This is a genomic window from Comamonas terrigena NBRC 13299, from assembly GCF_006740045.1.
Taxonomy (GTDB): Bacteria; Pseudomonadota; Gammaproteobacteria; order Burkholderiales; family Burkholderiaceae_C; genus Comamonas; species Comamonas terrigena.
Window position 1 is genome coordinate 4,552,745 of record NZ_AP019749.1, and the last position, 24,396, is coordinate 4,577,140.

Sequence of the window (24,396 nt, forward strand, 5' to 3'; positions counted from 1 at the left end):
CCCGCTCACAAAAAGGGCTTACTTGGTACCGACGGTGCCCTTGGGCAGCACCTGGACCACGGCGCTGCGCTGCACTTGCACAACGACACCATTGGCGATTTCGATGAACAGGAACTGCTCGTTCAGGTCATTCACCTTGCCCAGCAGACCACCGCCGGTGGCCACTTCGTCGCCCTTGGCCAGGGCTTCCACCATGCTGCGGTGTTCCTTCTGGCGCTTCATCTGGGGGCGGATCATCACGAAGTACATCACCGCGAAGATCGCCACCATCGGCAGCACGTTGGTGGTGAGCGAGGACATCATGTCGCCACCGGCAGCAGCGGCAGGAGCGGTCTGGGCGAAAGCGGAAGAAATAAACACGGAGGAGCTCCAGTTTGGAATGTTCTAGATAAAACGGCTGCCTGCAACCGCAAAAAGTCCCAGGCGAACGGGACATTGTATGCGGCCCTCTCTGGCGGCGCAGGGGCTATTCCAAGCTGGCGGCGGGTTTTTGCCTCCACCGCCGCCGACAGCGGTCCGCAGGCAAGGTAGCCAGAAAAAACTGGCGCAACCGCTCCATGCCGTTGCGCCAGCCACCACCCCACCTTACCCTCGCAAGCCCTGGCCCGGAGGCCATCGCAGCGCCCTGCCGGCCAGCGGCAGGGCATTTCCTCAGGCGATCAGGCCTGGCGCCACTGCTGCATCAGCTGCGCCCACTTGGGCCGGGCGGCCTGCAGATGGCGCTCCTTCACATGGCCGTAACCCCGGATGTCCTCCGGAATGCGGGCGATCTGCACGGCCAGCGGCAGCTTCTCGGCCGTCAGGCCGGCCAGCAGTTCGTCCACGCTGGCCCGGTACTCGGCAATCAGCGCGCGCTCGGTCCTGCGCTCCTCGGTCTTGCCGAACGGATCCAGCGCCGTGCCGCGCAGGCCCTTGAGCTTGGCCAGCACGCCGAACGCACTGCGGATCCAGGGCTGGTAGGACTGCTTGACCAGGTGGCCCTGCGCGTCCTTGGCGGCCGACAGCGGCGGCGCCAGGTGGTGCACCAGCTTGTAGTCGCCTTCGAACATGTCCGCGATCCGGGCGGTAAAGGCCGGATCGGTGTGCAGGCGGGCCACCTCGTACTCGTCCTTGTAGGCCATCAGCTTGAACAGATAGCGCGCCACGGCCTCGCTCAGCGCCGTGCTCTTGCCCAGCGCGCTTTCGGCCGCATGCACCCGGTCCACCAGCGCCTGGTACTCGGCCGCATAGGCGGCGTTCTGGTACCCGCCGAGGAATTCCACCCGTTTGGCCACCAGTTCCTGCAGCGAAGGCTTCTTGACGATGCGGATCACCTGCGCCGCCTGGTAAAGCGCCTGCACCTCGGCCAGGTTGTGGGCGCAGCGGCGGCCCCATTCGAAGGCGGCCTTGTTGTTGTCCACCTGCACGCCGTTGAGCTCCATGGCGCGCATCAGCGCGGCGTGGGCCAGTGGCACGCGCCCCTTCTGCCAGGCGTAGCCCAGCATCAGCGGGTTGGTGTAGATGCTGTCGCCCAGCAGCTGCACGGCAGCCTGTTCGGCGTCGAAGCTGCCGACCAGCCCGGCGCCCACCGCCCCGACAATCGCGGCTTCGCAGCTGCCGCCAGGGAACTGCCAGTCCGGGTTGTGCACGAAGGCTGCCGTGGGCGTGCCGTGGCTGTTGAGCGCGACAAACGTGCGCCCGCTTTGCATCACCGCCAGCGAGGCCTTGTTGGCCGCCACGATGGGGTCGCACCCGATCACCAGATCGGCCTTGGCCATGTCCACCTTGGTGGTGTAGATGGCATCGGGGCGGTTGGCAATCTGGATGTGGCTCCAGGTGGCACCGCCCTTCTGGGCCAGACCGCCGGCATCCTGCGTGACCACGCCCTTGCCTTCCAGGTGGGCCGCCATGCCCAGCAGCGAGCCGATGGTGATCACGCCGGTACCGCCCACACCGCCCACCACGATGCCCCAGGCCGTCTCGGCCACGGGCAGCACCGGTTCGGGAATGGGGGGCAGTGCCGACAGATCGCCCTTCTTCTCCTTCTTGGGCTTTTTCAGCGTGCCGCCTTCGACGGTGACAAAGCTGGGGCAGAAGCCTTTGACGCAGGAGTAGTCCTTGTTGCAGGTGTTCTGGTTGATGCGGCGCTTGCGGCCGAAATCGGTCTCCACCGGCTCCACCGACAGGCAGTTGGACTGCACCGAGCAATCGCCACAGCCTTCGCACACCAGCTCGTTGATGACCACGGTCTTGTCGGGCGTGGCCAAGGTGCCGCGCTTGCGACGGCGGCGCTTTTCGGTGGCGCAGGTCTGGTCGTAGATGATGGCCGTGCAGCCGGGGATCTCGCGGAACTCGCGCTGGATGCGGTCCAGCTCGTCGCGGTGGAACACCTCGATGCCCGGCGGCAGGTCGTTCAGCAGCTCCAGGTGCTTGGCGCGCGCCGGGTTGGCGTCCACATGGTGGGTGCGGCCATGGTATTTGCTGGGGTCGTCCGTCACCACCACCAGCTTGACCACGCCTTCGGCACGCAGGCTGTGGGCGATCTGCGCCACGGAGTGGCCCTCCGGCCGCTCGCCCACGGTCTGGCCGCCGGTCATGGCGACCGCATCGTTGTAGAGCAGCTTGTAGGTGATATTGGCGCCCGAGGCGATGCTCTGGCGGATGGCCAGCAGACCGCTGTGGAAGTAGGTGCCGTCGCCCAGGTTGGCAAAGACATGCTTGTCCGTGGTGAACGGCGCCTGCCCCACCCAGGTCACACCTTCACCGCCCATCTGCGTGAAGGTGCTGGTGTTGCGGTCCGGCATCCAGGTGGTCATGTAGTGGCAGCCGATGCCGGCCACCGCGCGCGAGCCTTCGGGCACGCGGGTGCTGGTGTTGTGCGGGCAGCCGCTGCAGAACCAGGGCGTGCGGTCGGCCGTGCCGGCCGGAATCTCGGCCAGCGACCGTTCCCGGGCCGCAATCACCGCCAGGCGCTGCTCCATGCGTGCTTCGATGTCGGCCGGGACGCCCAGCTTCTTCAGGCGCTTGGCAATCGCCTGCGCGATGATGGCGGGCGTCAGGTCGGCCTTGGGGCGCAGCAGCCAGTTCTGGCTGGGGTTGGGCATGCTCCATTCGCCGCCGGAATTGTCGCCTTCCTGCTCGTCGAACTTGCCCAGCACGTTCGGGCGCACATCGTTGCGCCAGTTGTACAGCTCTTCCTTGAGCTGGTATTCGATGACCTGGCGCTTTTCCTCGACCACCAGGATTTCCTGCAGGCCCTGGGCGAAATCACGGGTGATCGACGCCTCCAGCGGCCAGACCACATTCACCTTGTGCACCCGGATGCCCAACTGGCGGCAGACCGCGTCGTCCAGGCCCAGGTCCACCAGGGCCTGGCGCATGTCGTTGTAGGCCTTGCCGCTGGCAATCAGGCCAAAGCGGTCGTTCTGCCCCTGCACCACGTTGTAGTTCAGCTTGTTGGCCCGCACATAGGCCAGCGCGGCGTACCACTTGTAGTCCATCAGGCGCGCTTCCTGCTCCAGCGGCGCATCGGGCCAGCGGATATGCAGCCCGCCCGGCGGCATGACAAAATCTTCGGGCAGCACGATGTTCACGCGGTCCGGATCGACCGAGATGCTGGCCGAGGACTCCACCACTTCCTGGATGGTCTTCAGCCCGGACCACAGGCCCGAAAACCGGCTCATCGCGAAGGCGTGCAGCCCCATGTCCAGGATGTCCTGCACATTGCTGGGAAAGAACACCGGCGTGCCGCAGGCCTTGAAAATATGGTCGCTCTGGTGGGCGGCGGTGGAGGACTTGCTGATGTGGTCATCGCCCGCAATAGCAATCACGCCGCCGTGTTTGGCGGTGCCCGCCATGTTGGCGTGCTTGAACACATCGGAGCAGCGGTCCACACCCGGGCCCTTGCCGTACCAGATGCCGAACACGCCGTCGAACTTCTTGGAGTCAGGGTACAGATCCAGCTGCTGCGTACCCCAGACGGCCGTGGCGGCCAGTTCCTCGTTCACGCCCGGCTGGAAGACGATGTGATTGGCCTGCAAATGCTTTTTGGCGGCCCACAGCGACTGGTCGTAGGTGCCCAGCGGGGAGCCCCGGTAGCCGCTGATGAAACCGGCCGTGTTCAGGCCGGCCTGGGCATCGCGCTGGCGCTGCAGCATGGGCAGGCGCACCAGCGCCTGCACCCCGCTCATGAAGGCACGTCCATGCTGCAGGTCGTACTTGTCATCCAGCGTGACGGTTTCCAGTGCGCGGCGCACGCTTTCGGGCAAGGGGGCGTTCATAGGCCACCTCCATGCACTGCAGCGGCAGTTCCTGCGCCCTGGGCCGGAAGGCGGGGCTCGGCTGGGGCGCGCACGCTGGCGCACCCGGCTTCGGAATAGGCTTTCATCGCTTGTCTCCATGGGCGGCGCAGTGGTCCCGTCTGGAGCGAATCCCGCAGACATGGCCCCGCACCTTTTGTATGTAATTTCGATGATGCGGGTCAAGTGTAGGTTCCACCGCCCGGAAGGTGATTGCTTTCTTTGCCGACTTCCTGCAGTCTTGCGCAAGGATTTTTCTCAGATCTACCAAAAAGTGAACAATCTCGACAAATTCGACCTGGGCATACTTGCCGCCCTGCAGGCCGACGGCCGCCTGACCAATGCCGAGCTGGCCCAGCGCGTGGGACTGTCGGCTGCGCCCTGCTGGCGGCGCGTGCGGGCGCTGGAAGAGGCGGGCTTCATCCGCGGCTACCACGCCGAGATCGACCGCCACAAGATCGGCCTGGGCGTGCTGGCCTTTGTGCGCATCGATGCCGAAATCAGCACCGGCGTGCGCACCCGCGAGATGGAGGAAGCCATCCGCGCCATTCCCGAAGTCGTGTCCTGCCACTACATCAGCGGCAAAGGCATGTTCGAGCTGCAGGTGGTGGCCAAGGACCTGGAAAGCTTTTCGCACTTCACCCGCACCGTGCTGCTGAACCTGCCAAATGTGAAAGACATGCACACCAGCTTTTCGCTGGGCGAGGTCAAGTCCAGCAGCGCCTGGCCGCTGGGCCATCTGCAGCCCAAGGCGCCTGCCAGGGGCTAGTGCAACCCGCGGACAACGCTGCACTGCAGCACGCCCCGGCCGCGCCGCAAGACCGCCAACTGACTGTCACCAAGGCGTCCGACCGCCTGCACGGCGCGCGGCTTCCAAGCACAATGGCCCGGCCATGTCCGAAGCCTCTCCTCCCCCCTCTTCCGATTCTTCTGGCGCGCACGGCCCTGCTGCGCCCGTTCCGCCTGCACCGGCGCCGGCGCCCGCCGGCCAGGTGCTGGAAGACCCGGCCAGCCCGCACAGCCGCTCGCCCCAGGCCAGCAAGCCGGTGTCCACCTGGGCACCGCTGGTGGCTTCCCCCAGCTTCCGCATGCTCTGGGGGGTCACGCTGGCGGCCAATATCTGCATGTGGATGAACGATGTGGCCGCAGCCTGGATGATGACCTCGCTGACCACCTCGCCGGTGCTGGTCGCCCTGGTGCAGACCGCCTCCACCTTGCCGGTCTTTCTGCTGGGCCTGCCCAGCGGAGCGCTGGCCGACATCCTGGACCGCCGCCGCTATGTGATTGCCACCCAGTTCCTGGTGGCCACGGTGGCGGTGCTGCTGTGCATCACCGTGGCCATGGGCTGGATGACGGCACCGCTGCTGCTGGCCCTCACCTTTGCCAACGGCATCGGCACGGCCATGCGCTGGCCGGTGTTTTCCGCCCTGTTGCCGGAGATGGTCAGCAAGGCCCACCTGCCATCGGCCATGGCGCTCAACGGCGTGGCCATGAATGCCTCGCGCATCGTCGGCCCGCTGGTGGCGGGCGCCATCATCGCCAGCCTGGGCAGCGCCTGGGTGTTTGTGCTGAATGCCGTGCTGTCCATCCTCTCCGGCATCGTGCTGGTGCGCTGGAAGCGCCACCAGCCGGAAAACCCGCTGGGCCGCGAACGCCTGCACAGCGCGATGCGCGTGGGCCTGCAGTTCGTCAAGGAGTCGCCGCGCATGCGCGCCGTGATTGCGCGCACCGTGGCGTTTTTCTTCATGTCCACCGCCATCATGGCGCTGCTGCCGCTGACGGCCCAGCGTTTCGAGGGGCACTTTGTCGGCGGCGCCGGCACCTTCACCATCCTGCTGGCCTCCATGGGTGCAGGCGCCATCATCAGCGCCATGTTTCTGCCGCGCCTGCGCCAGGCGCTGGGCGAAAAGCTGGTGATTGTCGGCACCTGCGTGATGGCACTGGCCACGGTGGGCGTGGCCCTGGTGCCGCACCTGCTGCTGGCCATTGCCTGCATGATGGTGGCAGGCATGGCGCTGATCTCCACCGCCAACAGCCTGGGCGTGAAGGCCCAGATGGCCCTGCCCAACTGGGTGCGTGCCCGCGGCATGGCGGCCTACCAGATGTCCATCATGGGCGGCACGGCCATCGGTGCGGCACTGTGGGGCAAGGTGGCCTCGCTGACCAGCGTGCCCACCAGCCTGATGGCCGCGGCCGTCACCGGCGTGCTGGTGATGCTGCTGGTGCAGCGCCTGGTGACCGAGCGCCAGGCGCTGGAAGACCTGAGCCCCTCCAAGGCCTGGATACCGCCTACGCACGACCGCCCCGAAGGCGGCCGCGTGGTGGTACAGATCGAATACCGCATCAACCCCGCCAAGGCCCGGCGCTTTCGCACGCTGATGCAGGAAAGCCGCCGCAGCCGCCTGCGCCAGGGGGCGGTGGGCTGGAGCCTGCTGCACAGCATGGAGCAGCCCGAGCGCTATGTGGAGCAGATCGTGGATGAATCCTGGACCGAGCACCTGCGCCGCTTTGAACGCGTGACGGCCGCCGATGTGGCGCTGCGCGAACGCAAGCTGGCCTTCCATGTGCACGACACCCCGCCGACCGTGCGCCGCTACTTCGAGACGGATTGACCCGGCGGCCCGGCCGCGCCGGGTGGCCGATGCCCACAAAAAAGGATGCCCGGGGCATCCCTTTTTATTGCAGCGCAGCATGCTGCCCGAAATGTCTGCACTGGCGAGGGCCTGCCGGATCTGCGGCCCGGAAAGACCTGCGCCAGAGCAAGCGCCCATCGCCTGCGCAGCACCGGCGGCAGCGGAGACTAGCCTCCGCGCACCGGCACGCCCTTGGGCCACAGCACCCAGAGACGCAGGTTCTGCTTGATGCGCCCGGCCAGCTCCCCGGCTTCATGCCCCCAGCCCATGAAATAGTCGGCACGCACGGCACCCACAATGGCGCTGCCCGTGTCCTGCGCCAGCACCAGCCGGCTCAGGCTGACCTGCGGGCCGGTGGAATGCAGCCATACCGGCGTGCCATAGGGAATGCTGCCGCGGTCCACGGCAATGCTGCGCCCGGGCGTCAACGCCACGCCCTGCGCGCCCTTGGGCCCGAAGTTGATGTCCACTCCTTCCAGGGCTTCCTCGCGGAAGAAGACATAGCGCGGATTGCTCCACATCAGCTCCTGGGTACGGCCGGGGTTCTGCGCGATCCAGGCCTTGATGCCCGGCCAGGTGGCATCGCGCACCAGGCCCTGGTCCAGCAGCCATCTGCCGATGCTCTTGTACGGCTGGTCGTTGGTGCCGGCGTAGGCCACGCGCACCTGGCGCACACGGCCGTCGGGCTCGGTGATCTGCAGGCGTCCCGAACCCTGGATGTGCAGCACCATGGCCTCGACCGGATCGTTCATCCAGGCAATGACCTTGCCCTGCAGCGCGGCCTGGGCGGCGGGCAGGGTTTCGATCTGCTGGCGGGTGTACCAGGGGCCGCCCTTGGCGGTGCGGCCGGCCGGCAGGGCATACAGCGGAATGTTGAACTCGGCCGTGGGCTGGCGGCTGGCGATGATCTGCGGCTCGTAATAGCTGGTCAGCATGCCGTCCACGCGGCCGTCATGGCCTTCCACGCGGTAAGGCTGCAGGCGGGAGCGCAGCCACAGCTGCTGCTCGGCCTCGCTGGACAGGCTCATGCGCCGCACCTCGCCGCACAGCGGCGAAAACGCCGGACTGGGGCGCTCGCAGCTCTTGAGCATGGCGTTCCAGGCTTCGTGCAGGGCGTCCTGCTGCACGCCGGGCAGCTCGGCCCAGCGCACCGGCACCCAGCGGCTCTTGGGCTGCAGGGCCGTGGGCGGCAGCGGCTCGGCGTCGCTGCCATCGCCCAGGGCGATCGAAGGCTCGGAAGGCAATGGGCCGGAACCCGTAGGCTTGGGGGGGCTGGAGCAGGCCACCAGGCTTCCTACAATGACAGCCAACGATGCTCGCAGCAGGAGAGAGAGATTCATGACCCTGATTTTGCTTGAAGCGCTACTGGCTTTGTTGGTATTGGTGTTGATTGTCTGGTGGACCATGTTCTCCGGTCGCCCCAAGGGCGAACGACCGCCGCCGGACGAGCCACCGCAGCACTAGCCTCCGGCGCGGCGACCGCGGCGTGGCACCGGGTGTTGCGCACGGGCATGGTGCATCGCTGCGGCGCAGCATGGCGCTGGCCGCCGGACCGGCCCGCCTGGCCGTGCGGGCGTCCGAGGTGGCTGCGCACACTATGAAAAATCTTCATTGCCCGCAGTGCCAGCGCACACTCCCCCTACCAACGGCCTACACTGCCTCTGGTGTCCTACGTGAACCGGCCCGAGACGCTGATAGCCTCGAGGCATCACGTCACCACAATTTCAGGTCCGCGACGTGGCGATTGCCGCGTCGCCTACTCCACGCAACCTGACTAGGAGTGTTTTTTATGCGTAACAAGATCATCCTTGCAGCCGCCACGGCCGCCGTCCTCACCATCACCGGCTGCGCCAACACTGGCATGAGCGACACCACCCGCCGCACCGCCACCGGTGCCGGCGTGGGCGCCCTGGCCGGCGCCGCCATCAGCGCGGCCACCGGCGGCAAAGCCGGTGTGGGTGCGGTTGCAGGCGCTGCCGTGGGCGGCCTGGGCACCTACATCTGGTCGCAGCACATGGAAAAGCAAAAGCGCGAGATGGAAGCCGCCACCCAGGGCACCGGCGTGGCCGTGACCCAGACGGCAGACAACCAGCTGAAGCTGGACATCCCCAGCGACATCTCGTTTGCCACCGGCAAGTCCGACATCCAGAGCAACTTCGCCCCCATCCTGGACCGCTTTGCCGAAGGCCTGCGCAACAACCCCAACACCGATGTGCGCATCGTGGGCCACACCGACAGCACCGGCACCGACGCCATCAACAATCCGCTGTCGCTGCACCGCGCCGAATCCACCCGCAACTACCTCACTGCCCGCGGTGTGAACGGCAACCGCATCCGTGTGGAAGGCCGTGGCTCCATGCAGCCCGTGGCCACCAACGACACGGCCGAAGGCCGTGGCCGCAACCGCCGCGTGGAAATCTTCGTGGGCGAACGTTCGGCCCAGTAAAACCGTCGGCGCCAGACCACAAAAAGGCCGCAGTCGCGGCCTTTTTGCATAGGGAAACACCTGGGTCGTGGCGGCCATGCGTCCCACCACCCTGGCGGGGCTCAGGCCGCCGGCAACTGGCCGTGGGCACGCAGCAGATTGGCCAGCTCCACCGCCGACTTGACCTGCATCTTGTCAAACACACGGGCGCGGTGCACCTCCACCGTGCGCACGCTGATGTCCAGCTGATCCGCAATCAGCTTGTTGGGCACACCTTCCACCACCAGGCCCATCACGGCGCGCTCGCGCTCGGTCAGCTCGGACAGGCGGGTGCGCACCGTCTCCTGCTGGGCCGCCGCCTCCAGCCACTGGGCCGACACGGCCAGCGCCTGCTCGATGCGGTCCACCAGTCCGTTGTCGGAAAACGGTTTTTCGCAGAAATCAAAGGCACCGCGCTTGACGGTGTCCACCGCCGTGGGCACATCGGCGTGGCCGGTCAGGAAGATCACCGGCATGCGGCCGATCTGGTCCTGGGCCTTGAGGTCGTCAAACAGCGTCAGACCGCTTTTGCCGCCCATGCGGACGTCCAGCAGCAGGCAGCAAGGGGTGCGCGAAGGGCTGTGCGAGGCCAGCATGGCTTCAAAGGCCTCGGCACTGTCATAGGATTCGCTCAGCAGCCGCCGCGAGCGCAGCAGCCAGGCAAGAGCCTCGCGCACATCGGCGTCATCGTCGACGATGTAGACGGTAGCGTTGGGGACTGGTTCCATGGTATCTGTCAGGGGGAGAGTGGCTTCACTGCGGTACCGCAACGGGCAGCGTGAAAGTGAATACCGTACCACGTGGCTGGTGCTGACGGTGCTGCAATTGTCCGCCATGCTGCTCCACCACCGTGCGGCACAGGCTCAAACCCAGGCCCATGCCCTCCGGGCGGGTGGTGAAAAAGGCCCCGAACAGCTGTTCAGCCACCTCGTCCGGAATCCCCGTGCCCCAATCGCTGACAGAGAACACCAGCCGGTCGGCAGGCTGTCCGGCTTCCGGTGCCTGGACCCGCACTTCCAGCCGACGCTCCACGATCTGCGCCGCCTCCATGGCCTGCATGCCGTTGCGCGTCAGGTTCAGCAGCACCTGCTCCACCATGGTCACATCGCACCACACCGGCGGCAGGCCGGGGGCCACATAGGTCTCCACGTCCACGCCCAGCTTGCGCGCCTGCATGCGCACCAGCGGCAGCACGGCATCCAGCAGCTCCTGCGGAAACACGGCTTCGCGCGACTGGTCGCGGCGGCGCACGAAGTCGCGCACGCTCTTGATCACGCGCCCGGCACGGTCGGCCTGGAAGCCGATCTTGCGCATCACGGCCACCAGCTCCTGCAGCTGCTCCCGCGCCTGCTCGCCGGTCAGCTGCGCCACCGGCGTGTTGCCCGAACCCTCCAGCAGGTGCAGCGAGCCCGAGGCGTAGCTGGCAATGGCCATCAGCGGCTGGGTCAGCTCGTGGCTCAGCAGCGAGGCCATCTCGCCCACCGTGGCCAGGCGGGCCGTGGCCTGCAGACGCTCCTGCGAGGCGCGGGAGATTTCCTCGATGCGGCGCTGCTCGCTGATGTCGATGAACGCGCTCATCCAGCCCGTGTGCTGGCCCTGGGCATTGATCAGCGGCGCTTCGAAGATCAGCACCGGGAAACGCGTGCCGTCTTTGCGCATGAACACCGACTCATGGCCCTCGCGCGCCGTGGGAATGGCGCCGGACAGCCGGCGCCCCTGGCGCTGGCGGTATTCCTGCGCCAGCTCCGGCGGCCAGTAGGGTGCGATGTCCAGCCCCAGCAGTTCCTCGGAGCTGAAGCCCACCATGGCGCAGAACGCCGGGTTCACATAGCTGATGCGGCCCTGCAGGTCCCGCGCGCGCAGGCCGGTGATCAGCGAATCCTCCATGGCCTTGCGAAAGGCCAGCGCATCGCCCAGGTCGCGTTCGGCACGCAGGCGGCGCCGGTTGTCGCGCACCAGCACCACCAGCACGCTCACCAGCGCAATCGACATGGCCGTCACCAGCGCGGTCAGCACGTTCGGGAACACGTTGGGAGCCCGGTGCCAGCTGTCCATGCGCAACACCAGCGTGTGGCCCGGCAGGTCCAGCAGCTGCTGGGCCGAGAACACGCGCGTGCCACGCCAGGCCGCCCCCACCAGGGCCAGGCGCGTGCCATCGGGCTCAGTGAACGAGACCTCCTGGTTGCGCGTCAGGTTCTTGCTGACCTGGCTGCTCAGGATGTTGGGCAGCGAATAGGTGGCCACCACATAGCCCACGAAATGGCCCTGGTGCTGCAGTGGCTGGCAGGCCTCCATCAGCTCCATGCCCAGGCCCTCGCCCAGCAGCTGGAAGTAGCTGGGCGAATAGGTCGCCGCATTGGTGCGCCGGGCGTTGGAACAGGCCGCCACAGCATGGGTTTCGCTTTCCTCGCGGAAGTTGTCGCTCCAGTATTCGCCGCGGTACGGGGTCTCGGCGTGGGCCACCAGCCGCATGGCGGCGTTGCGCCATTCCACGCGCACGATCTCGCGGCGCACCTGCAGCAGCTCGGCGGCACGCACGCGCCAGTCTTCCAGCGCCACATCCCCGGCATTCAGGGCCTGCAGATCCTGCATGTTGCGGGCCAGCGCGGAGCGGATTTCGGACACCGCGCCCACGGTGTCGCGTTCCAGCTTGTCCTGGACCTGGCTGGCCTCGTAGCGGCCGGCCAGCCACACCATGGTGACCAGCATGCTGACCACCAGCACCACCAGCAGGGTCCACAACGACCAGCGCCGCCAGGCACTGTGCCAACGGCGCCAAGGCCAAGTTTGCAGGGAATTCACAGGACGCGATGCTCCAAAGCAGGCAGTTGCTGCCGCACCTGCCGTAGATAGGTGCGGTCCATCTGGCCCAGCACCACGCCAGCACCTTCGGCGGCCTGGAGGGCCTGCACCTGCCCCCAGGGGTCGACCAGCATGCTGTGCCCCCAGGTGTGGCGCCCATTGTCGTGGATACCGCCCTGGGCCGGCGCCAGCACATAGCACTGGTTTTCCACCGCCCGGGCGCGCAGCAGCAGCTCCCAGTGCGCCCGGCCCGTGGTGTGCGTGAAGGCACTGGGTACCAGCACCAGGTCCGCGCCCGCGGCGGCATGCGCGCGGTACAGCTCGGGAAAGCGCAGGTCGTAGCACACGCTCAGGCCCAGGGTCCAGGTCTGGCCGCTGCGGTCGGTCAGGGTTGCCGTCACCGGCCGGTCACCGGGTTCCACCACCCGGGATTCGTCGTACTGCTCCTGTCCCGTGGCAAAGCGGAACAGGTGCACCTTGTCGTAGCGCGCCACGCATTGCCCTTGCGGGCTGAAGAGCAGACTGGTGTTGCGCACATGGTCCGGGGCCAGGGCCACCAGCGGCAGCGTGCCTGCGGCCAGCCACACCCCGGCTTCCCGCGCCCAGTCCGCCAGAGCGGACTGGATGGGACCATCGCCCCACCGCTCGGCATAGGCCAGCTTGTCGGTATCGCTGCGGCCCATGGCACAGAAGTATTCGGGCAGGGCCACCAGCTCCGCCCCCCGCTCGGCGGCCTGCAGCAGCAGCGTTCGGGCGGTGCACAGATTCTCTTCCACCACCGGGGTGGACACCATTTGCAGGGCGGCGATCTTCATGGCTGGGGCTCCTTGGTCGATGGCGCGCCGGCCGCTGCCGGGGGCACCGTGCCTCCGGCAGTGGGCGGTGCGGTGCGCCGGGGCACGGCGCGCACCTCGGGCTCGGACCAGCTGCCGGTGATGTCGAACTCCCGTGTCGCCACCGCCACCAGCGGACCACGCAGCACGGCCTGGGCCAGGAAACTGCCCAGACCGATCACCGGGTTGATGGCCGTGGCCACCAGCGAAGCCGTCATGGCATTGATTTCCGGCACCACCACCACGCGCAGCTGCTGGGTCTCGTCGGCCAGATTGGCCTGGCCTTCCATCAGCACGGCGGCGTTCACGCCCTTCATCTGCAGGTTGTTGGTGCGGGCCACGCCCTGGGCCACGGTCACATCGCCGCGGACAAAGTCAAAGGCAAAACCGCTGCTGAACACATCGCGGAAGTCCAGCCCGATGCGCCGCGGCAGGGATTGCAGGCTGAGCACGCTCAGCAGCTTGGCCAGCCCGGGTTCTGCCTTCAGGAACTGGCCCTGGCCCACATCCAGGTGCAGCTTGCCGGCCATGCTGTGCCAGTCCGGCGCAATCGGTGCGCCGCGCCAGCCCAGCTCGCCTTCCAGACTGCCCTTGCCGCCGCGCACCACGCCGGGCATGGCAAAACGTTCCAGCAGCGCGCCGGAATCCTTGAGGGCCAGCGTAAAGCGCAGCTGGGTGCGGCGGCGCAGGGCATCCGGGCCACCCCAGGTGCCCTGTGCGGTGAGCGTGGCCTCGGGCAGGCTCACATCGAAGCGGTCCAGCACCCACTGCGGCTGGCCATCGCGGCGCTGGTTCTGGGCCTGCACCGCCAGGCTGCCCAGTGCCCGGCCGGCCAGGGCGAATTCCTTGACCGAAATGTCCAGCGCCGGCATCTGCTGGGGCTGGGACTGCAGCAGGCTGTCGGCCTGGTCGGCCGCCCCTTCGGGCAGCAGCAGGTGGGACAGACGGGCAAACACCAGGCCCTGGGGGTGGGTCTTACCCGGCGGATGGTATTCCACATAGCCGCCCAGCTGCCGCGCCTGGATGTTGCCGCGCCAGACGGCATCGGACTGGGTCAGCCCGGCCACCACGTCGTACAGCACGCGGCCATGCAGGTGCAACTGGTCCACGCGCAGCCCCAGGCGTTGGGGCAGATAGGGCAGCACGTCCGCCGGCACCGGCGCCGCGGCGGGGGCCACGCGCCCGGCTTCCGCCGCCGGGGTGGCCAGCGCCCGCCAGGCGTCGATGTCCAGGGTGTCCAGCTGGGCCTGTGCCTGCACGCCAGGGCCCCCGTTCCAGCCTGCGGGCCAGGCCCCGGCGGGTCCGATGTCGCGGCCCAGCTGGATCCAGCCCCCGGTCACCCTGGCCTGCGGGCCCGTCTGGTCGTAGACATAGGTCAGCGACGCGCGGTCCTGCACATGGATCTGCAACATGTCCTGCAACGGGGACTTGCTGTCGCCTGCCGCAGCCGGTGTCAGCCGCTGGGCCACCTGCAGCGGGGCCGCCACCTCGGCCGCCTTGCCCAGCGGGGCCGGCAGATTCAGCGCCATGCCCTGCAGGCTGCTGCGCACCACGATCTGCGGCAGCTCCCGCTGCAAGCCCACCTGCACCTCGTACTCGGTGGCACCCGTGGCATGCCGGGCCAGGTCCGCCACCGGCGCCAGAAAGGCGTCGCTGCGCAGCCCCTCGGCCGTGGCGCGGCCTCGGGCGCGGATGTCCAGCGCCGGCGCGCCCTTGCCCACCTGCAGCCCGCCGGCCAGCGACACATTGCCGCCCAGCGACTGGGCCTGTACGCTCTGCAGGGTGAAGCCCTTCTCGCTGAAATGCACCATGCCCCGGGCCTCCTGCAGCTCGGGCACATCGGGACGCAGGCGCAGCCGGTTGCCCTGCAGGCCCACCGTGCCGGTCACCCGAGCATGCTCCAACTGCTCGATCGGCAGATGCAGCGCCAGCTTCAGCGTGGCGGGACCGGCCGCCGCAGCACGGTCCAGCGCATGCTCGGTGATCCCGGCCAACGGGGAGCGTGCCACCACATCCAGCCAGGCCGGCAGCGCCGCCTTGCCATGGCCAGAGACGTCCAGCACCGGGGTGGACAGGTCCGGAATCGCGGCCTGGATGGCTTCAAGCGGCACCTTGCTGTGCTCGCCAAACCAGCCTTGGGCGTTGCGCACCTGCATGCCCGCCCGGTCGAACACCAGCTCCCCGGCCAGCTGGGTGATCAGCGGCCAGGGGGCTTCGCCCTCCGCACGCAGGCGCGGCGGCACATAGTCATAGACCACGTCCCGCACCGGTGCGACGATGTGGAACACACCTTTGCTTCCATGGGTGTCGAAGGGGAACTGTTCCAGCGGCCCCGCCACCTTGAAGCGCACATTGCTGGCGCTGCCGCTGCGCACGCTGTCGCGCACATAGTGGCGCGCGTCTTGCGGCACCTCCAGCGGCAGATAACGGTGCACGCGTGCGCCATTGGCGCGGCTGAGCACGCCTTCCAGCTCCAGATCGCCCGGCAGGCGCCGGGCCGCATCGGCCCCCATCTGCCAGCGCAGCTGCAGCTGGCCTTGCGCATCGGCATTGGCAAACTGGGCCTGCGGCACCTGGACCGACCAGCGCCCGTGGGCATCCTGGCTCCAGCGCAGGCTGGCCTGCAGCCGGTCCACCGGGATGCGGGGCTCTTCAAAAATACCGGGAAATTCCAGCGCCCCCTGGCGCATCTCCACATCGGCCGAGCCCCCTTGCTGGTCGAAGGTGAAGCGCAGGTTGGCGTTGTGCAGACCCGGCGTGTGGCTGTCAGCCTGCAGGTCGCGCAAGCTCACCCCCTGCAGCTGGCCTTGGGCCCGGTAGCGCAGCGGGTGGCCGGCCATGGCCGGCTGCCAGCGCAGCTGCAATTTTTCCGCCCGGCCTTGCAGCTCCCAGCGCGCCAGCTGCGCCTGGGCATCCTCCGGCAGGGGCAGCCGCTGGGCCACGGCCCGGGCCAGCGCCAGATCCAGGTAGCTGGCTTCCAGCGCATGGGGTGTATCGCTACCGGCCTGGGGCCAGCGCAGCGTCACATCGCTGGCCGGCCAGTGGGCGCCGTCGGCCAGGGTGAAGGTCCAGCCCGTTCCCCGGGCTTGCCAGCCCCCGTCCAGGGCCTGCAGGTCCAGCCGACCGGCCACCTGCTGCAGGTCCAGCGCGGGCTGTCCGTTGCGCCAGTCCACCCGCGCCTGGGGCAGGCGCAGGTCGGCCGTGACACCGGCCAGCGCGCCTTTGCGCACATCGGCCCAGGCACGAAAGTCGCCCCGTGCCTGCACCTGGTCCACTCCCCATTCGGCCGGCCAGGGCAGGTGCGGCACCTGCTGCAAGGCTCCCTGGGCAAACCACTGTCCCTGCCAGCGTTCCCAGGGGCGGCCGCTGACGGCCAGCACCGGTTCCTTGAAGTTGCCCATCACCTGCAGTGCACCGCCCCCCTGCGCCAGGGGAAGCCGGGCGTCCATGCGCAGCGCATGCTGCCAGTGCCCGTTGCGCAGCACCAGGTTCACGCCTTCGAGCTGCTGTTCGGGGGTGTTCCGCAGGGCATCGTTCCAGCGCAGCACGCCGTTGCGGATGGCGATTTCGGGCTGGTCCAGCACCCATTCCAGGGGGCTGCTGTCCGGCGTGGCGTCGTCCTGCTGCAGCAGGCCCGCCACTTCCCAGCGCCCGTCGGCCCGACGCCGCACATCCAGCTGCGGAGACTCCACGACGATCTGCTCCACCCCCCTGCGCCAGAGGGAGCGGGCCGAGACGGCCACCACCACCTGCGGCAGCTGCAGCGCAGGCCGGCCCTGGGCGTCCTGCAGCTCCACATCCTTCAGCTCCAGGCTGGGCACCAGACCGTCGGAATAGGCGGTCACGGCACCGATGCGCACCGGTACCCCCAAGGCCTGAGCGGCCAGCTGTTCCAGCTTGCCGCGGTAGTCCCCGATTCGCGGCACAATGAATCCATGGAGCACCCCGGCCGTGGCCGCGAGCAGCAACCAGAAGGCCAGCAGCCCTGCCAGCGCCCACCGCGCCACCACTGCTGCCCTGTGGAGCAGGCGGGAGGGGTGCGGTTTCGGATCGATCATTGGCAAGGTGAAGAGTGGCCAAATTATGACCCGCGGCTCCCGGCACAGGGAGCATGTAGGGGCATGGTGCTGGCAGACGCTTCCCAGGCCCTATCCCTTGGTGAACATGCAGAGCGCAGACATTTCCCCGGCCGAACACGCAACCCCCGCCTTGCCGCCTGCGGCCTATTCACGCTTCTGGCAGCGTCTGCACCGGCGCTACGACGCCCTGTTCCCGCTGCTGCCGGCCGGCGTGCCCACCCGTGCCACGATGGAGCAGGCACTCGACGCCCTGCTGGCCCAGCCCTATGAATTGGGGGCCGCGTTGCGCATCCTGCGCCAGCTGGTGCTGGAGCGCACCATGGTCCTGGACTGCGATGGCACGGCCGACCTGGGCGCCGTCACCGGCAGCATGACCGCGCTGGGCGAGCTGGCCCTGGACCGGGCCTGTCAGGCCGCCCGCGCCGATCTGGACAGCCGCCATGGAGCCCCGCAGGGCCCCGACGGCCAGCCGGTCCAGCTGTGGATCATCGGCATGGGCAAGTTCGGCGCGCGGGAGCTGAACGTCTCCAGCGACATCGACCTGATCTATGTCTACGAACACGATGGCGACACCGCCGGCCTGCCCGACGGGCGCGGCAAGCTCTCCAACCATGAATACTTTGGCCGCGTGGTCAAAGCCATCTATGCGCTGATCGGCGACACCACCGAGCACGGCTTTGTCTTCCGCGTCGACCTGGCGCTGCGCCCCAATGGCAATTCCGGCCCGGCCGCCGTGTCCCTGGGGTCGCTGGAAGAGTATCTGCTGGTGCAGGGCCGCGAATGGGAGCGCTTTGCCTGGCTCAAGAGCCGCATCGTCGCGCCCACGGCCTGCATTGCCACCCCCAATGTGCAGGGCCTACGGGGCGTGGTGCTGCCGTTCGTGTTCCGCCGCTATCTGGACTACAGCGTGTTCGATGCGCTGCGCAGCCTGCACCGCCAGATCCGCGAACATGCCACCCGCCGCAGCGCCGGCCACCCCGAACGCGCCAACGATGTGAAGCTGTCGCGCGGCGGCATCCGCGAGATCGAATTCACCGTGCAGCTGCTGCAGGTGGTGCGCGGCGGCCAGTTCCCCGAACTGCGCTGCCGCCCCACGCTGGAAGCGCTGCAGCGCCTGGCCCGTGCCAATCTGATGCCGCAGGAGACGGCCCAGCAGCTGGCCGAGGCCTACACCTTTCTGCGCGGCGTGGAACACCGCATCCAGTACCTGGACGACCAGCAGACCCATGTGCTGCCCACGCGCGACGACGACCTGGAATGGATTGCCCGGACCATGGGCTTTGCCCGCTGCCAGGATTTCCTGCACCAGCTCGATGCCCACCGCGAACTGGTGGCCCAGGAATTCGACACCCTGCTGGGCGGCGACAAGGCCCAGGACTGCGCCAGCGGCAACTGCGCCGGGCCGCGCGCCATCACCGGGGGGCCGGCCATTCCCGATCTGGAAGCGCTGCTGGAACAGCTGCCGCCGGCCCTGTCCAGCCGCGTCGCCGAATGGCGAGACCTGCCACGGGTGCAGGGCCTGCGCGACGAGGCCCGCACCCGCCTGTTCCGCCTGGTGCTGCGCACCGCGCAATGGGTGCAGCAGGGCAAGGTGGGCGAGGAAGCTGCCGTGCGCATGATCAACTGGCTGGAGCCGCTGCTGCGCCGAGAAAGCTATCTGGCCCTGCTGCTGGAGCGCCCGTCCGTGCACGAACGCCTGCTGCACATGCTGGGCGCCGCCAAATGGCCGGCCCGCTACCTGCAGCAGCACCCGGGGGTGATCGACGAGCTGGCGGGCGAAGCCCTGTTCCAGGAGCGCTTTTCCGCCGCCGACTTCGAGCACGAGATGGCGCTGCGCCTGCAGGCGCTGGAATCCACCGGAGAGGACGACGACGAAACGCTGCTGAACCTGTTGCGCCGGGCCCACCATGCGGAAACCTTCCGCACCCTGGCCCGCGACGTGGAAGGCGCCATCACCGTGGAACAGGTGGCCGACGACCTGAGCGCCCTGGCCGATACCGTGCTGCGCGTGACCGCGTCCTGGTGCTGGCAGCGCCTGAAAAACCGCCACCGCGAGGTCCCGCAGTTCGCCATCATTGGCTACGGCAAGCTGGGCGGCAAGGAGCTGGGCTATGGCAGCGACCTGGACATCGTCTTCGTCTTCGACGACGCCGACGACAACGCCCCGGAGGTCTATGCCGCCTTTGTGCGCAAGCTGATCAACTGGCTCACGGTGAAGACCGGCGAAGGCGATCTGTTCGAGATCGACACCGCCCTGCGCCCCAATGGCAACTCCGGCCTGCTGGTCACCAGCTTCAAGGCCTACGCCGACTACCAGCAGCAACGCGGCAGCAACACCGCCTGGACCTGGGAACACCAGGCCATGACCCGCGCGCGCTTCGTGCTGGGCAGCGACGATCTGGCCGCCCGCTTCGATGCCGTGCGCGAAACCGTGATCACCGCCCCCCGCGACGCCGCAGCGCTGCGCGAGGAGATTGTCTCCATGCGTGCCCGTGTGCGCGCCGCCCATCCGGTGCGCGGTGCGGCCTTTGATGTGAAGCACAGCGAAGGCGGCATGGTGGACGCGGAGTTCGCGGTGCAGTACCTGGTACTGTCCCAGTCCGCACAGCACCGTGAACTCATCGACAATGTGGGCAATATCGCGCTGCTGCAACGGGCCGAAGCCGCCGGGCTGCTGCCCGCAGGCCAGGGCCAGGCAGCGGCAGCGGCCTACCGCGAACTGCGCCGGGTACAGCACCAGTCGCGCCTGAACGAGGGCAACGGCCAGGTAGATCCGGCCAGCGTCCAGGTCCAGTCCGATGCCATCCGGCAGCTGTGGCAGACCGTTTTTGGCGATGCGTAAGCAATTACTTCCAGTTCCAACGGAAATTTCCGTGGAGCAGTCCTCCATAAGATGTAAAAATATGTCACATCTTCCATGTGGCCGCCATGAACCTTGTTGAACTGAATATTGACACCATTCCTTTGGGTCAGCCCCTGCCTTTCGCCTTGCGCGGGGTGGCCGGTGCCTTGCTGGCCCAGAAGGGCTATGTGATCCGTACGCCCAAGGAACTGGAAATCCTGCTGGCCCGTGGACAGACCCTGTGCGTGGACACCGACGAGTCGGGCGACAGCTTCCGCGCCTTCAAGGCCCACCTGCAGAACATGCTGATGTCGGACAAGCCGCTGGGCATGATTTCCAGCATGACCATGCATGCCACCCTGGCCCAGGAAGATGCCGCCGACCGGGAACGCAAGACCCCGCACTGGCCCACCTGGCAGGCCCGCCTGACCCAGCTGATGCGCACCCCCGACCCGGATAGCTTTCTGCCCCGGTTCGAGAACATGCACCAGGGTCTGGCCCGCCACTGCGCCGAAGCCCCGGACGCCACCCTGCTGGCCCTGGTGCAGATGTCCGCCGAGGAAACCCGCCACTACTGCGCCACCCACGCCATGCTGGTGGCGGCGGTGTGCATGATTTCCGCCCGGGAAACCCTGCGCTGGCCGGAAGAGCGCATCCACCAGATCGGCCGCGCCGGTCTGAGCATGAACCTGGGCATGGGCCATCTGCAGGACGACCTGGCCCAGCAGATCACCCCGCTGAGCGCCACCCAGGCCCAGGCCGTGGAAGACCACGCCCTGCGCTCGGAGCAGATGCTGCGCGACCTGGGTGTCACCGACGAGGTCTGGCTGCAGGGCGTGCGGGGTCACCACCTGCGCGCACCCGGCCGCCTGGCCGAGAAGACGGCGGGTGACCAGCTGGCCCGGATGATCCAGCGCGCCGACATCTTTGGCGCCCGGATCGCACCCCGCGCCAACCGCCACCCCATGTCGGTCACCTCGGCCATGCAGGCCAGCTACTACGACGAGACCAAGTCGGTGGACGAAGCCGGCGCCGCGCTGATCAAGTCGCTGGGCATCTACCCGCCCGGCGCCTGGGTCAAGCTGGCCAGCGGCGAAACCGCCGTGGTCGTGCGCCGCGGCACCACGGCCGCCACCCCCAAGGTGGCGGTGCTGGTGAACAAGGAAGGCATGCCCACGGGCGAGCCCATTCCGCGCGACACCGCCCACCCGAACTGGAAAATTTCCGCCCCGGTGGCGCAGCGCGACGTGCGCGTGCGCCTGCCGCTGGACCGCCTGCTGGAGATCAATTGCTGAGCCTGCGGGCCGCCTGGATGCAAGCCGTTACATAAAAATTCCCCGGGCCCTCTGGAACTTTTGTCCAATGAGCCCATCTAGCAAGTAGTGGATTGGCGAGAGTGATCGCTTCCACCGTAACGGTTTATTGTTGTGAAGCCTGCATGCTTGGCATCTGTCCATCCTGGAGCGCTTCTCCTCCCTCCCTCTCTTAATTCGTTTCGGGACGCTTCACAACGTTTTTATGCAAAGCAAAAAGCCACCTGCGGGTGGCTTTTTTGCGGGCGGTCGGGGCTGGCGGGGCGGTTCAGAGCCGCGGCGCCGTGTCGGCAAAGCTGGCGCGCGGGGCCAGGCGCTCGCGCAGGGCCGCCAGGGCCGGGCGTCCCTGCAGCCAGTCCTGCTGGGGAAAGCGGAAGGCCAGCCAGTCCACGGCCGTGACGACGGCGATATCGGCCAGGCTCAGATGCTGGCCGGTCAGGAACGGCTGTGCGCCGGGCGCCTGGGCCTGCATGGCATCCAGGCCGCGCTGCACCTTGTCCAGGGAGCGGTCCACCCAGGCCTGGCAGCGCTGGGCGTCGCTGCGGCCGGCCCAGGTCTGTTCCAGGCGCATGGCCACACCGGCGTCCAGCACGCCGTCGGCCAGGGCTTCCCAGGTCTTGACATGGGCGCGCTCGCGCCCGCCCGCCGGAATCAGCCGGCCCACCGGCGACAGCGTGTCCAGGTACTCGACGATCACGCGCGAGTCGTACAGCACCTCCTTGCCGTCCAGCACCAGGGCCGGCACCTTGCCCAGCGGGTTGGTCTGGGGCAGCTGCGTGTCCGCTGCCCAGGGGTTGTCTTCCTGGAAACGGTAGTCCAGCTTTTTTTCGGCCAGCACGATGCGCACCTTGCGCACATAGGGGCTGGCGAGGGAACCAATCAGCAACAAAGACATGGCGGAAGCTTTCGCGGAAGGCAGCGGGGAGACGGCGTGGCAGCGGGCCGGCATGCGCCGGCACCGGAATCTGGGCCAAATTCTATCGGGGCTGTCGGGGGCAGGCTCTGCGCATTGCAGCCGTCCCACCTACAATCGCCCCCCATGAGCCTGTCCCACATCTCCGCCCTCTCCCCGCTCGACGGCCGCTACGCCGCCAAACTGACCGACCTGCGCCCCATCATGAGCGAGCAGGGTTATATGCACCGCCGCGTGCAGGTGGAAATCACCTGGTTCATCGCGCTGTCGGATGCCGGTTTTGCCGAGTTCCCCCCGCTGTCCGAAGGTGCCCGCACCTATCTGCACGGTCTGGTGAGCAACTTCTCGGAAGCCGATGCCGCCGCCATCAAGGAGATCGAGAAGACCACCAACCACGACGTGAAGGCCGTGGAATACTGGATCAAGGCCAAGTTCGACGCCCGTCCCGAACTGCTCAAGGCCGCCGAATTCGTGCACTTTGCCTGCACCAGCGAAGACATCAACAACACCAGCCACGCGCTGCAGATCCGCGTCGGCCGCGACATGGTGGTGCTGCCCGCCCTGGACCGCATCATCCTGAAGCTGCGCGAAATGGCCCGCCTGTACGCCGCGGTGCCCATGCTCAGCCGCACCCACGGCCAGACCGCCAGCCCCACCACCGTGGGCAAGGAAATCGCCAACGTCGTGATGCGCCTGCAAAAGGCCTCGGACAACATCGCCAACGTCAAGACGCTGGCCAAGATGAATGGCGCCGTGGGCAACTACAACGCCCACCTGTCCGCCTGGCCCGACTTCGACTGGGAAGCCTTCAGCCAGAAGGTCATCGAGACCCCCGAACCCCAGGGCCTGGGCCTGACCTTCCAGCCCTACTCGATCCAGATCGAGCCGCACGACTACATGGCCGAGATCTTCGACGCCGTGGCCCGCGCCAACACCATCCTGATCGACCTGTCGCGCGACATCTGGGGCTATGTGTCCCTGGGCTACTTCAAGCAGCGCCTGAAGGCCGGCGAAATCGGTTCCTCGACCATGCCGCACAAGGTCAACCCCATCGACTTCGAGAACGCCGAAGGCAATCTGGGTCTGGCCAACGCCATCCTCAAGCACCTGTCCGAAAAACTGCCGGTGTCCCGCTGGCAGCGTGACCTGACCGACTCCACCGTGCTGCGCAACATCGGTGTCGCTTTCGGTTATGCCACCCTGGCGTACACCTCGCTGATGACCGGTCTGAACAAGCTGGAACTGAACGAAGAGCGGCTGCAGCAGGACCTGGACAATGCCTGGGAAGTGCTGGCCGAGCCCATCCAGACCGTGATGCGCCGCTATGGCGTGCAAGGCGCGTACGAAAAGCTCAAGGAAGTCACCCGCGGCAAGACCGTGCTGGCCGAAGACCTGCACCGCCTGATCAATGGCCTGGAAATTCCCCAGGCCGACAAGGACCGTCTGCTGGCCATGACACCGGCCTCCTACATCGGCAAGGCGGCCGAGCTGGCCCGCCGCGTCTGAGCCGGGCCCTGCGCCTTCCTGCGGGTGGCCACACCCGCAAGGCTCCCCTGTAGAGCTGCCTCAGCGCCACTGCCGGCGCGCGGGCGGCTCTTGTTTTTGACAGTTTCCCAAGGACTGCCTGCGGGCAGCACCGCCACCACGTCCCGCCATGGCCATCAAGTCCACCATCTTCAAAGCCAATCTGTCGATTGCCGACATCGACCACGGCTACTACGCCGACCACAACCTGACCCTGGCACGCCACCCCAGCGAGACCGACGAACGCATGATGGTGCGCCTGGTCGCCCTGGCGCTGAACGCCTGGCAGCTGCAGGCCCTGTGCAACGGCGACGGCACGCTGGGCTTTGGTATCGGCCTGAGCGACCCGGACGATCCCGATGTCCACATCACCGACTACACCGGCCAGAAACGCCTGTGGATCGAAGTGGGCCAGCCCGAGGAAAAGCCCATCACCAAGGCCTGCAACAAGTCCGACCATGTGCTGGTCTACCCCTTCAACCACGCGGCGCATGTGTGGTGGAAAGGCATCGAGGGCAAGGTCAACCGCCAGGACAAGCTGGAGGTGCTGTACATCGACTCCGAGGTCGCCCAGCAACTGGGCAGCCTGGCCGAACGCAGCATGCAGCTGCAGGCCACCATCCAGGAAGGGCAGCTGACGCTGTCCAGCAACCAGGGCATGGTCGTCGTCGAACCCACCCGCTGGAAGTAAGACCCGCCCGGCGGGACGCTGCTTG

General features: G+C 67.6%; 16 protein-coding genes. 8 read left to right on the plus strand and 8 right to left on the minus strand.

Annotated features, from left to right (window positions below):
* Nucleotides 1-18: 18 nt before the first annotated feature.
* Nucleotides 19-360, minus strand: coding sequence for a preprotein translocase subunit YajC (gene yajC, locus CT3_RS20615; RefSeq protein ID WP_066538126.1), 342 nt, complete (start codon nt 358-360; stop codon nt 19-21).
* Nucleotides 361-659: 299 nt separating this feature from the next.
* The gene (locus CT3_RS20620) at nt 660-4,259 is read right to left on the minus strand and encodes an indolepyruvate ferredoxin oxidoreductase family protein (RefSeq protein ID WP_066538129.1); all 3,600 of its coding nucleotides are present in this window, start codon (nt 4,257-4,259) and stop codon (nt 660-662) included.
* Between the two features lie 292 nt (nt 4,260-4,551).
* Here CT3_RS20620 and CT3_RS20625 point away from each other — a divergent pair, with 292 nt between their 5' ends.
* The gene (locus tag CT3_RS20625) at nt 4,552-5,046 is read left to right on the plus strand and encodes an Lrp/AsnC family transcriptional regulator (RefSeq protein WP_066538402.1); all 495 of its coding nucleotides are present in this window, start codon (nt 4,552-4,554) and stop codon (nt 5,044-5,046) included.
* A 124-nt stretch (nt 5,047-5,170) separates the two neighbouring features.
* Entirely contained in the window at nt 5,171-6,889 is a 1,719-nt protein-coding gene (locus CT3_RS20630) for an MFS transporter (RefSeq protein ID WP_083520467.1), read from the plus strand.
* A 188-nt stretch (nt 6,890-7,077) separates the two neighbouring features.
* Here the strand turns inward: CT3_RS20630 and mltA are convergent, their stop codons facing one another.
* Nucleotides 7,078-8,250 carry a murein transglycosylase A gene (gene mltA / locus CT3_RS20635; RefSeq protein WP_066538135.1) on the minus strand — a complete coding sequence of 391 codons (1,173 nt, stop codon included), beginning with the start codon at nt 8,248-8,250 and terminating at the stop codon, nt 7,078-7,080.
* On the opposite strand from mltA, the gene CT3_RS21520 reads away from it, so the two are divergent.
* Nucleotides 8,249-8,374, plus strand: coding sequence for a hypothetical protein (locus tag CT3_RS21520; RefSeq protein WP_255503409.1), 126 nt, complete (start codon nt 8,249-8,251; stop codon nt 8,372-8,374). The genes mltA and CT3_RS21520 overlap by 2 nt on opposite strands.
* A 325-nt stretch (nt 8,375-8,699) precedes the next feature.
* On the plus strand, nt 8,700-9,356 hold the full coding sequence (locus CT3_RS20640; protein WP_066538137.1) for a YiaD family glycine zipper/OmpA-like lipoprotein: 657 nt from the start codon (nt 8,700-8,702) through the stop codon (nt 9,354-9,356).
* A 101-nt stretch (nt 9,357-9,457) separates the two neighbouring features.
* Here the strand turns inward: CT3_RS20640 and CT3_RS20645 are convergent, their stop codons facing one another.
* The 4 genes from CT3_RS20645 to CT3_RS20660 all read right to left on the minus strand — a co-directional run bounded on the left by CT3_RS20645 (nt 9,458) and on the right by CT3_RS20660 (nt 17,067).
* Complete coding sequence (locus tag CT3_RS20645) at nt 9,458-10,102, minus strand: response regulator transcription factor (RefSeq protein WP_066538139.1); 645 nt, start codon at nt 10,100-10,102, stop codon at nt 9,458-9,460.
* Nucleotides 10,103-10,127: 25 nt separating this feature from the next.
* A complete protein-coding gene (locus tag CT3_RS20650; RefSeq protein WP_083520476.1) occupies nt 10,128-12,083 on the minus strand; it encodes a two-component system sensor histidine kinase NtrB in 1,956 nt (651 codons plus the stop codon).
* A gap of 89 nt (nt 12,084-12,172) precedes the next feature.
* Entirely contained in the window at nt 12,173-12,991 is an 819-nt protein-coding gene (locus tag CT3_RS20655) for a carbon-nitrogen hydrolase family protein (RefSeq protein WP_066538144.1), read from the minus strand.
* Entirely contained in the window at nt 12,988-17,067 is a 4,080-nt protein-coding gene (locus tag CT3_RS20660) for a YhdP family protein (protein ID WP_066538147.1), read from the minus strand. Before CT3_RS20660 ends, CT3_RS20655 begins: the two co-directional genes overlap by 4 nt.
* 106 nt (nt 17,068-17,173) lie before the next feature.
* On the opposite strand from CT3_RS20660, the gene glnE reads away from it, so the two are divergent.
* Both glnE and CT3_RS20670 read left to right on the plus strand, forming a co-directional pair.
* Nucleotides 17,174-19,930, plus strand: coding sequence for a bifunctional [glutamate--ammonia ligase]-adenylyl-L-tyrosine phosphorylase/[glutamate--ammonia-ligase] adenylyltransferase (glnE, locus tag CT3_RS20665; RefSeq protein WP_066538406.1), 2,757 nt, complete (start codon nt 17,174-17,176; stop codon nt 19,928-19,930).
* Between the two features lie 86 nt (nt 19,931-20,016).
* Nucleotides 20,017-21,225 carry an HD-GYP domain-containing protein gene (locus CT3_RS20670; RefSeq protein ID WP_066538150.1) on the plus strand — a complete coding sequence of 403 codons (1,209 nt, stop codon included), beginning with the start codon at nt 20,017-20,019 and terminating at the stop codon, nt 21,223-21,225.
* 286 nt (nt 21,226-21,511) lie between these two features.
* Here the strand turns inward: CT3_RS20670 and CT3_RS20675 are convergent, their stop codons facing one another.
* Nucleotides 21,512-22,132, minus strand: a complete 621-nt coding sequence (locus CT3_RS20675) for a glutathione S-transferase N-terminal domain-containing protein (protein WP_066538408.1) — start codon at nt 22,130-22,132, stop codon at nt 21,512-21,514.
* A gap of 150 nt (nt 22,133-22,282) precedes the next feature.
* Between CT3_RS20675 and purB the strand changes: the two genes are divergently transcribed.
* Both purB and CT3_RS20685 read left to right on the plus strand, forming a co-directional pair.
* Entirely contained in the window at nt 22,283-23,662 is a 1,380-nt protein-coding gene (purB, locus tag CT3_RS20680; RefSeq protein WP_066538153.1) for an adenylosuccinate lyase, read from the plus strand.
* Nucleotides 23,663-23,810: 148 nt separating this feature from the next.
* A complete protein-coding gene (locus CT3_RS20685; protein ID WP_066538155.1) occupies nt 23,811-24,371 on the plus strand; it encodes a YaeQ family protein in 561 nt (186 codons plus the stop codon).
* The last annotated feature ends 25 nt before the right edge of the window (nt 24,372-24,396 follow it).

What these genes read in the sequence shown, in the direction of transcription:
- CT3_RS20670 (WP_066538150.1), top strand. Translation starts at nt 20,017, where the DNA reads ATGAACCTTGTTGAACTGAATATTGACACCATTCCTTTGGGTCAGCCC.
- CT3_RS20660 (WP_066538147.1), bottom strand. Translation starts at nt 17,067, where the DNA reads ATGATCGATCCGAAACCGCACCCCTCCCGCCTGCTCCACAGGGCAGCA.
- CT3_RS21520 (WP_255503409.1), top strand. Translation starts at nt 8,249, where the DNA reads ATGACCCTGATTTTGCTTGAAGCGCTACTGGCTTTGTTGGTATTGGTG.
- CT3_RS20645 (WP_066538139.1), bottom strand. Translation starts at nt 10,102, where the DNA reads ATGGAACCAGTCCCCAACGCTACCGTCTACATCGTCGACGATGACGCC.
- CT3_RS20620 (WP_066538129.1), bottom strand. Translation starts at nt 4,259, where the DNA reads ATGAACGCCCCCTTGCCCGAAAGCGTGCGCCGCGCACTGGAAACCGTC.
- purB (WP_066538153.1), top strand. Translation starts at nt 22,283, where the DNA reads ATGAGCCTGTCCCACATCTCCGCCCTCTCCCCGCTCGACGGCCGCTAC.
- CT3_RS20630 (WP_083520467.1), top strand. Translation starts at nt 5,171, where the DNA reads ATGTCCGAAGCCTCTCCTCCCCCCTCTTCCGATTCTTCTGGCGCGCAC.
- CT3_RS20685 (WP_066538155.1), top strand. Translation starts at nt 23,811, where the DNA reads ATGGCCATCAAGTCCACCATCTTCAAAGCCAATCTGTCGATTGCCGAC.
- CT3_RS20640 (WP_066538137.1), top strand. Translation starts at nt 8,700, where the DNA reads ATGCGTAACAAGATCATCCTTGCAGCCGCCACGGCCGCCGTCCTCACC.
- CT3_RS20650 (WP_083520476.1), bottom strand. Translation starts at nt 12,083, where the DNA reads ATGCTGGTCACCATGGTGTGGCTGGCCGGCCGCTACGAGGCCAGCCAG.
- mltA (WP_066538135.1), bottom strand. Translation starts at nt 8,250, where the DNA reads ATGAATCTCTCTCTCCTGCTGCGAGCATCGTTGGCTGTCATTGTAGGA.
- glnE (WP_066538406.1), top strand. Translation starts at nt 17,174, where the DNA reads ATGCAGAGCGCAGACATTTCCCCGGCCGAACACGCAACCCCCGCCTTG.
- CT3_RS20655 (WP_066538144.1), bottom strand. Translation starts at nt 12,991, where the DNA reads ATGAAGATCGCCGCCCTGCAAATGGTGTCCACCCCGGTGGTGGAAGAG.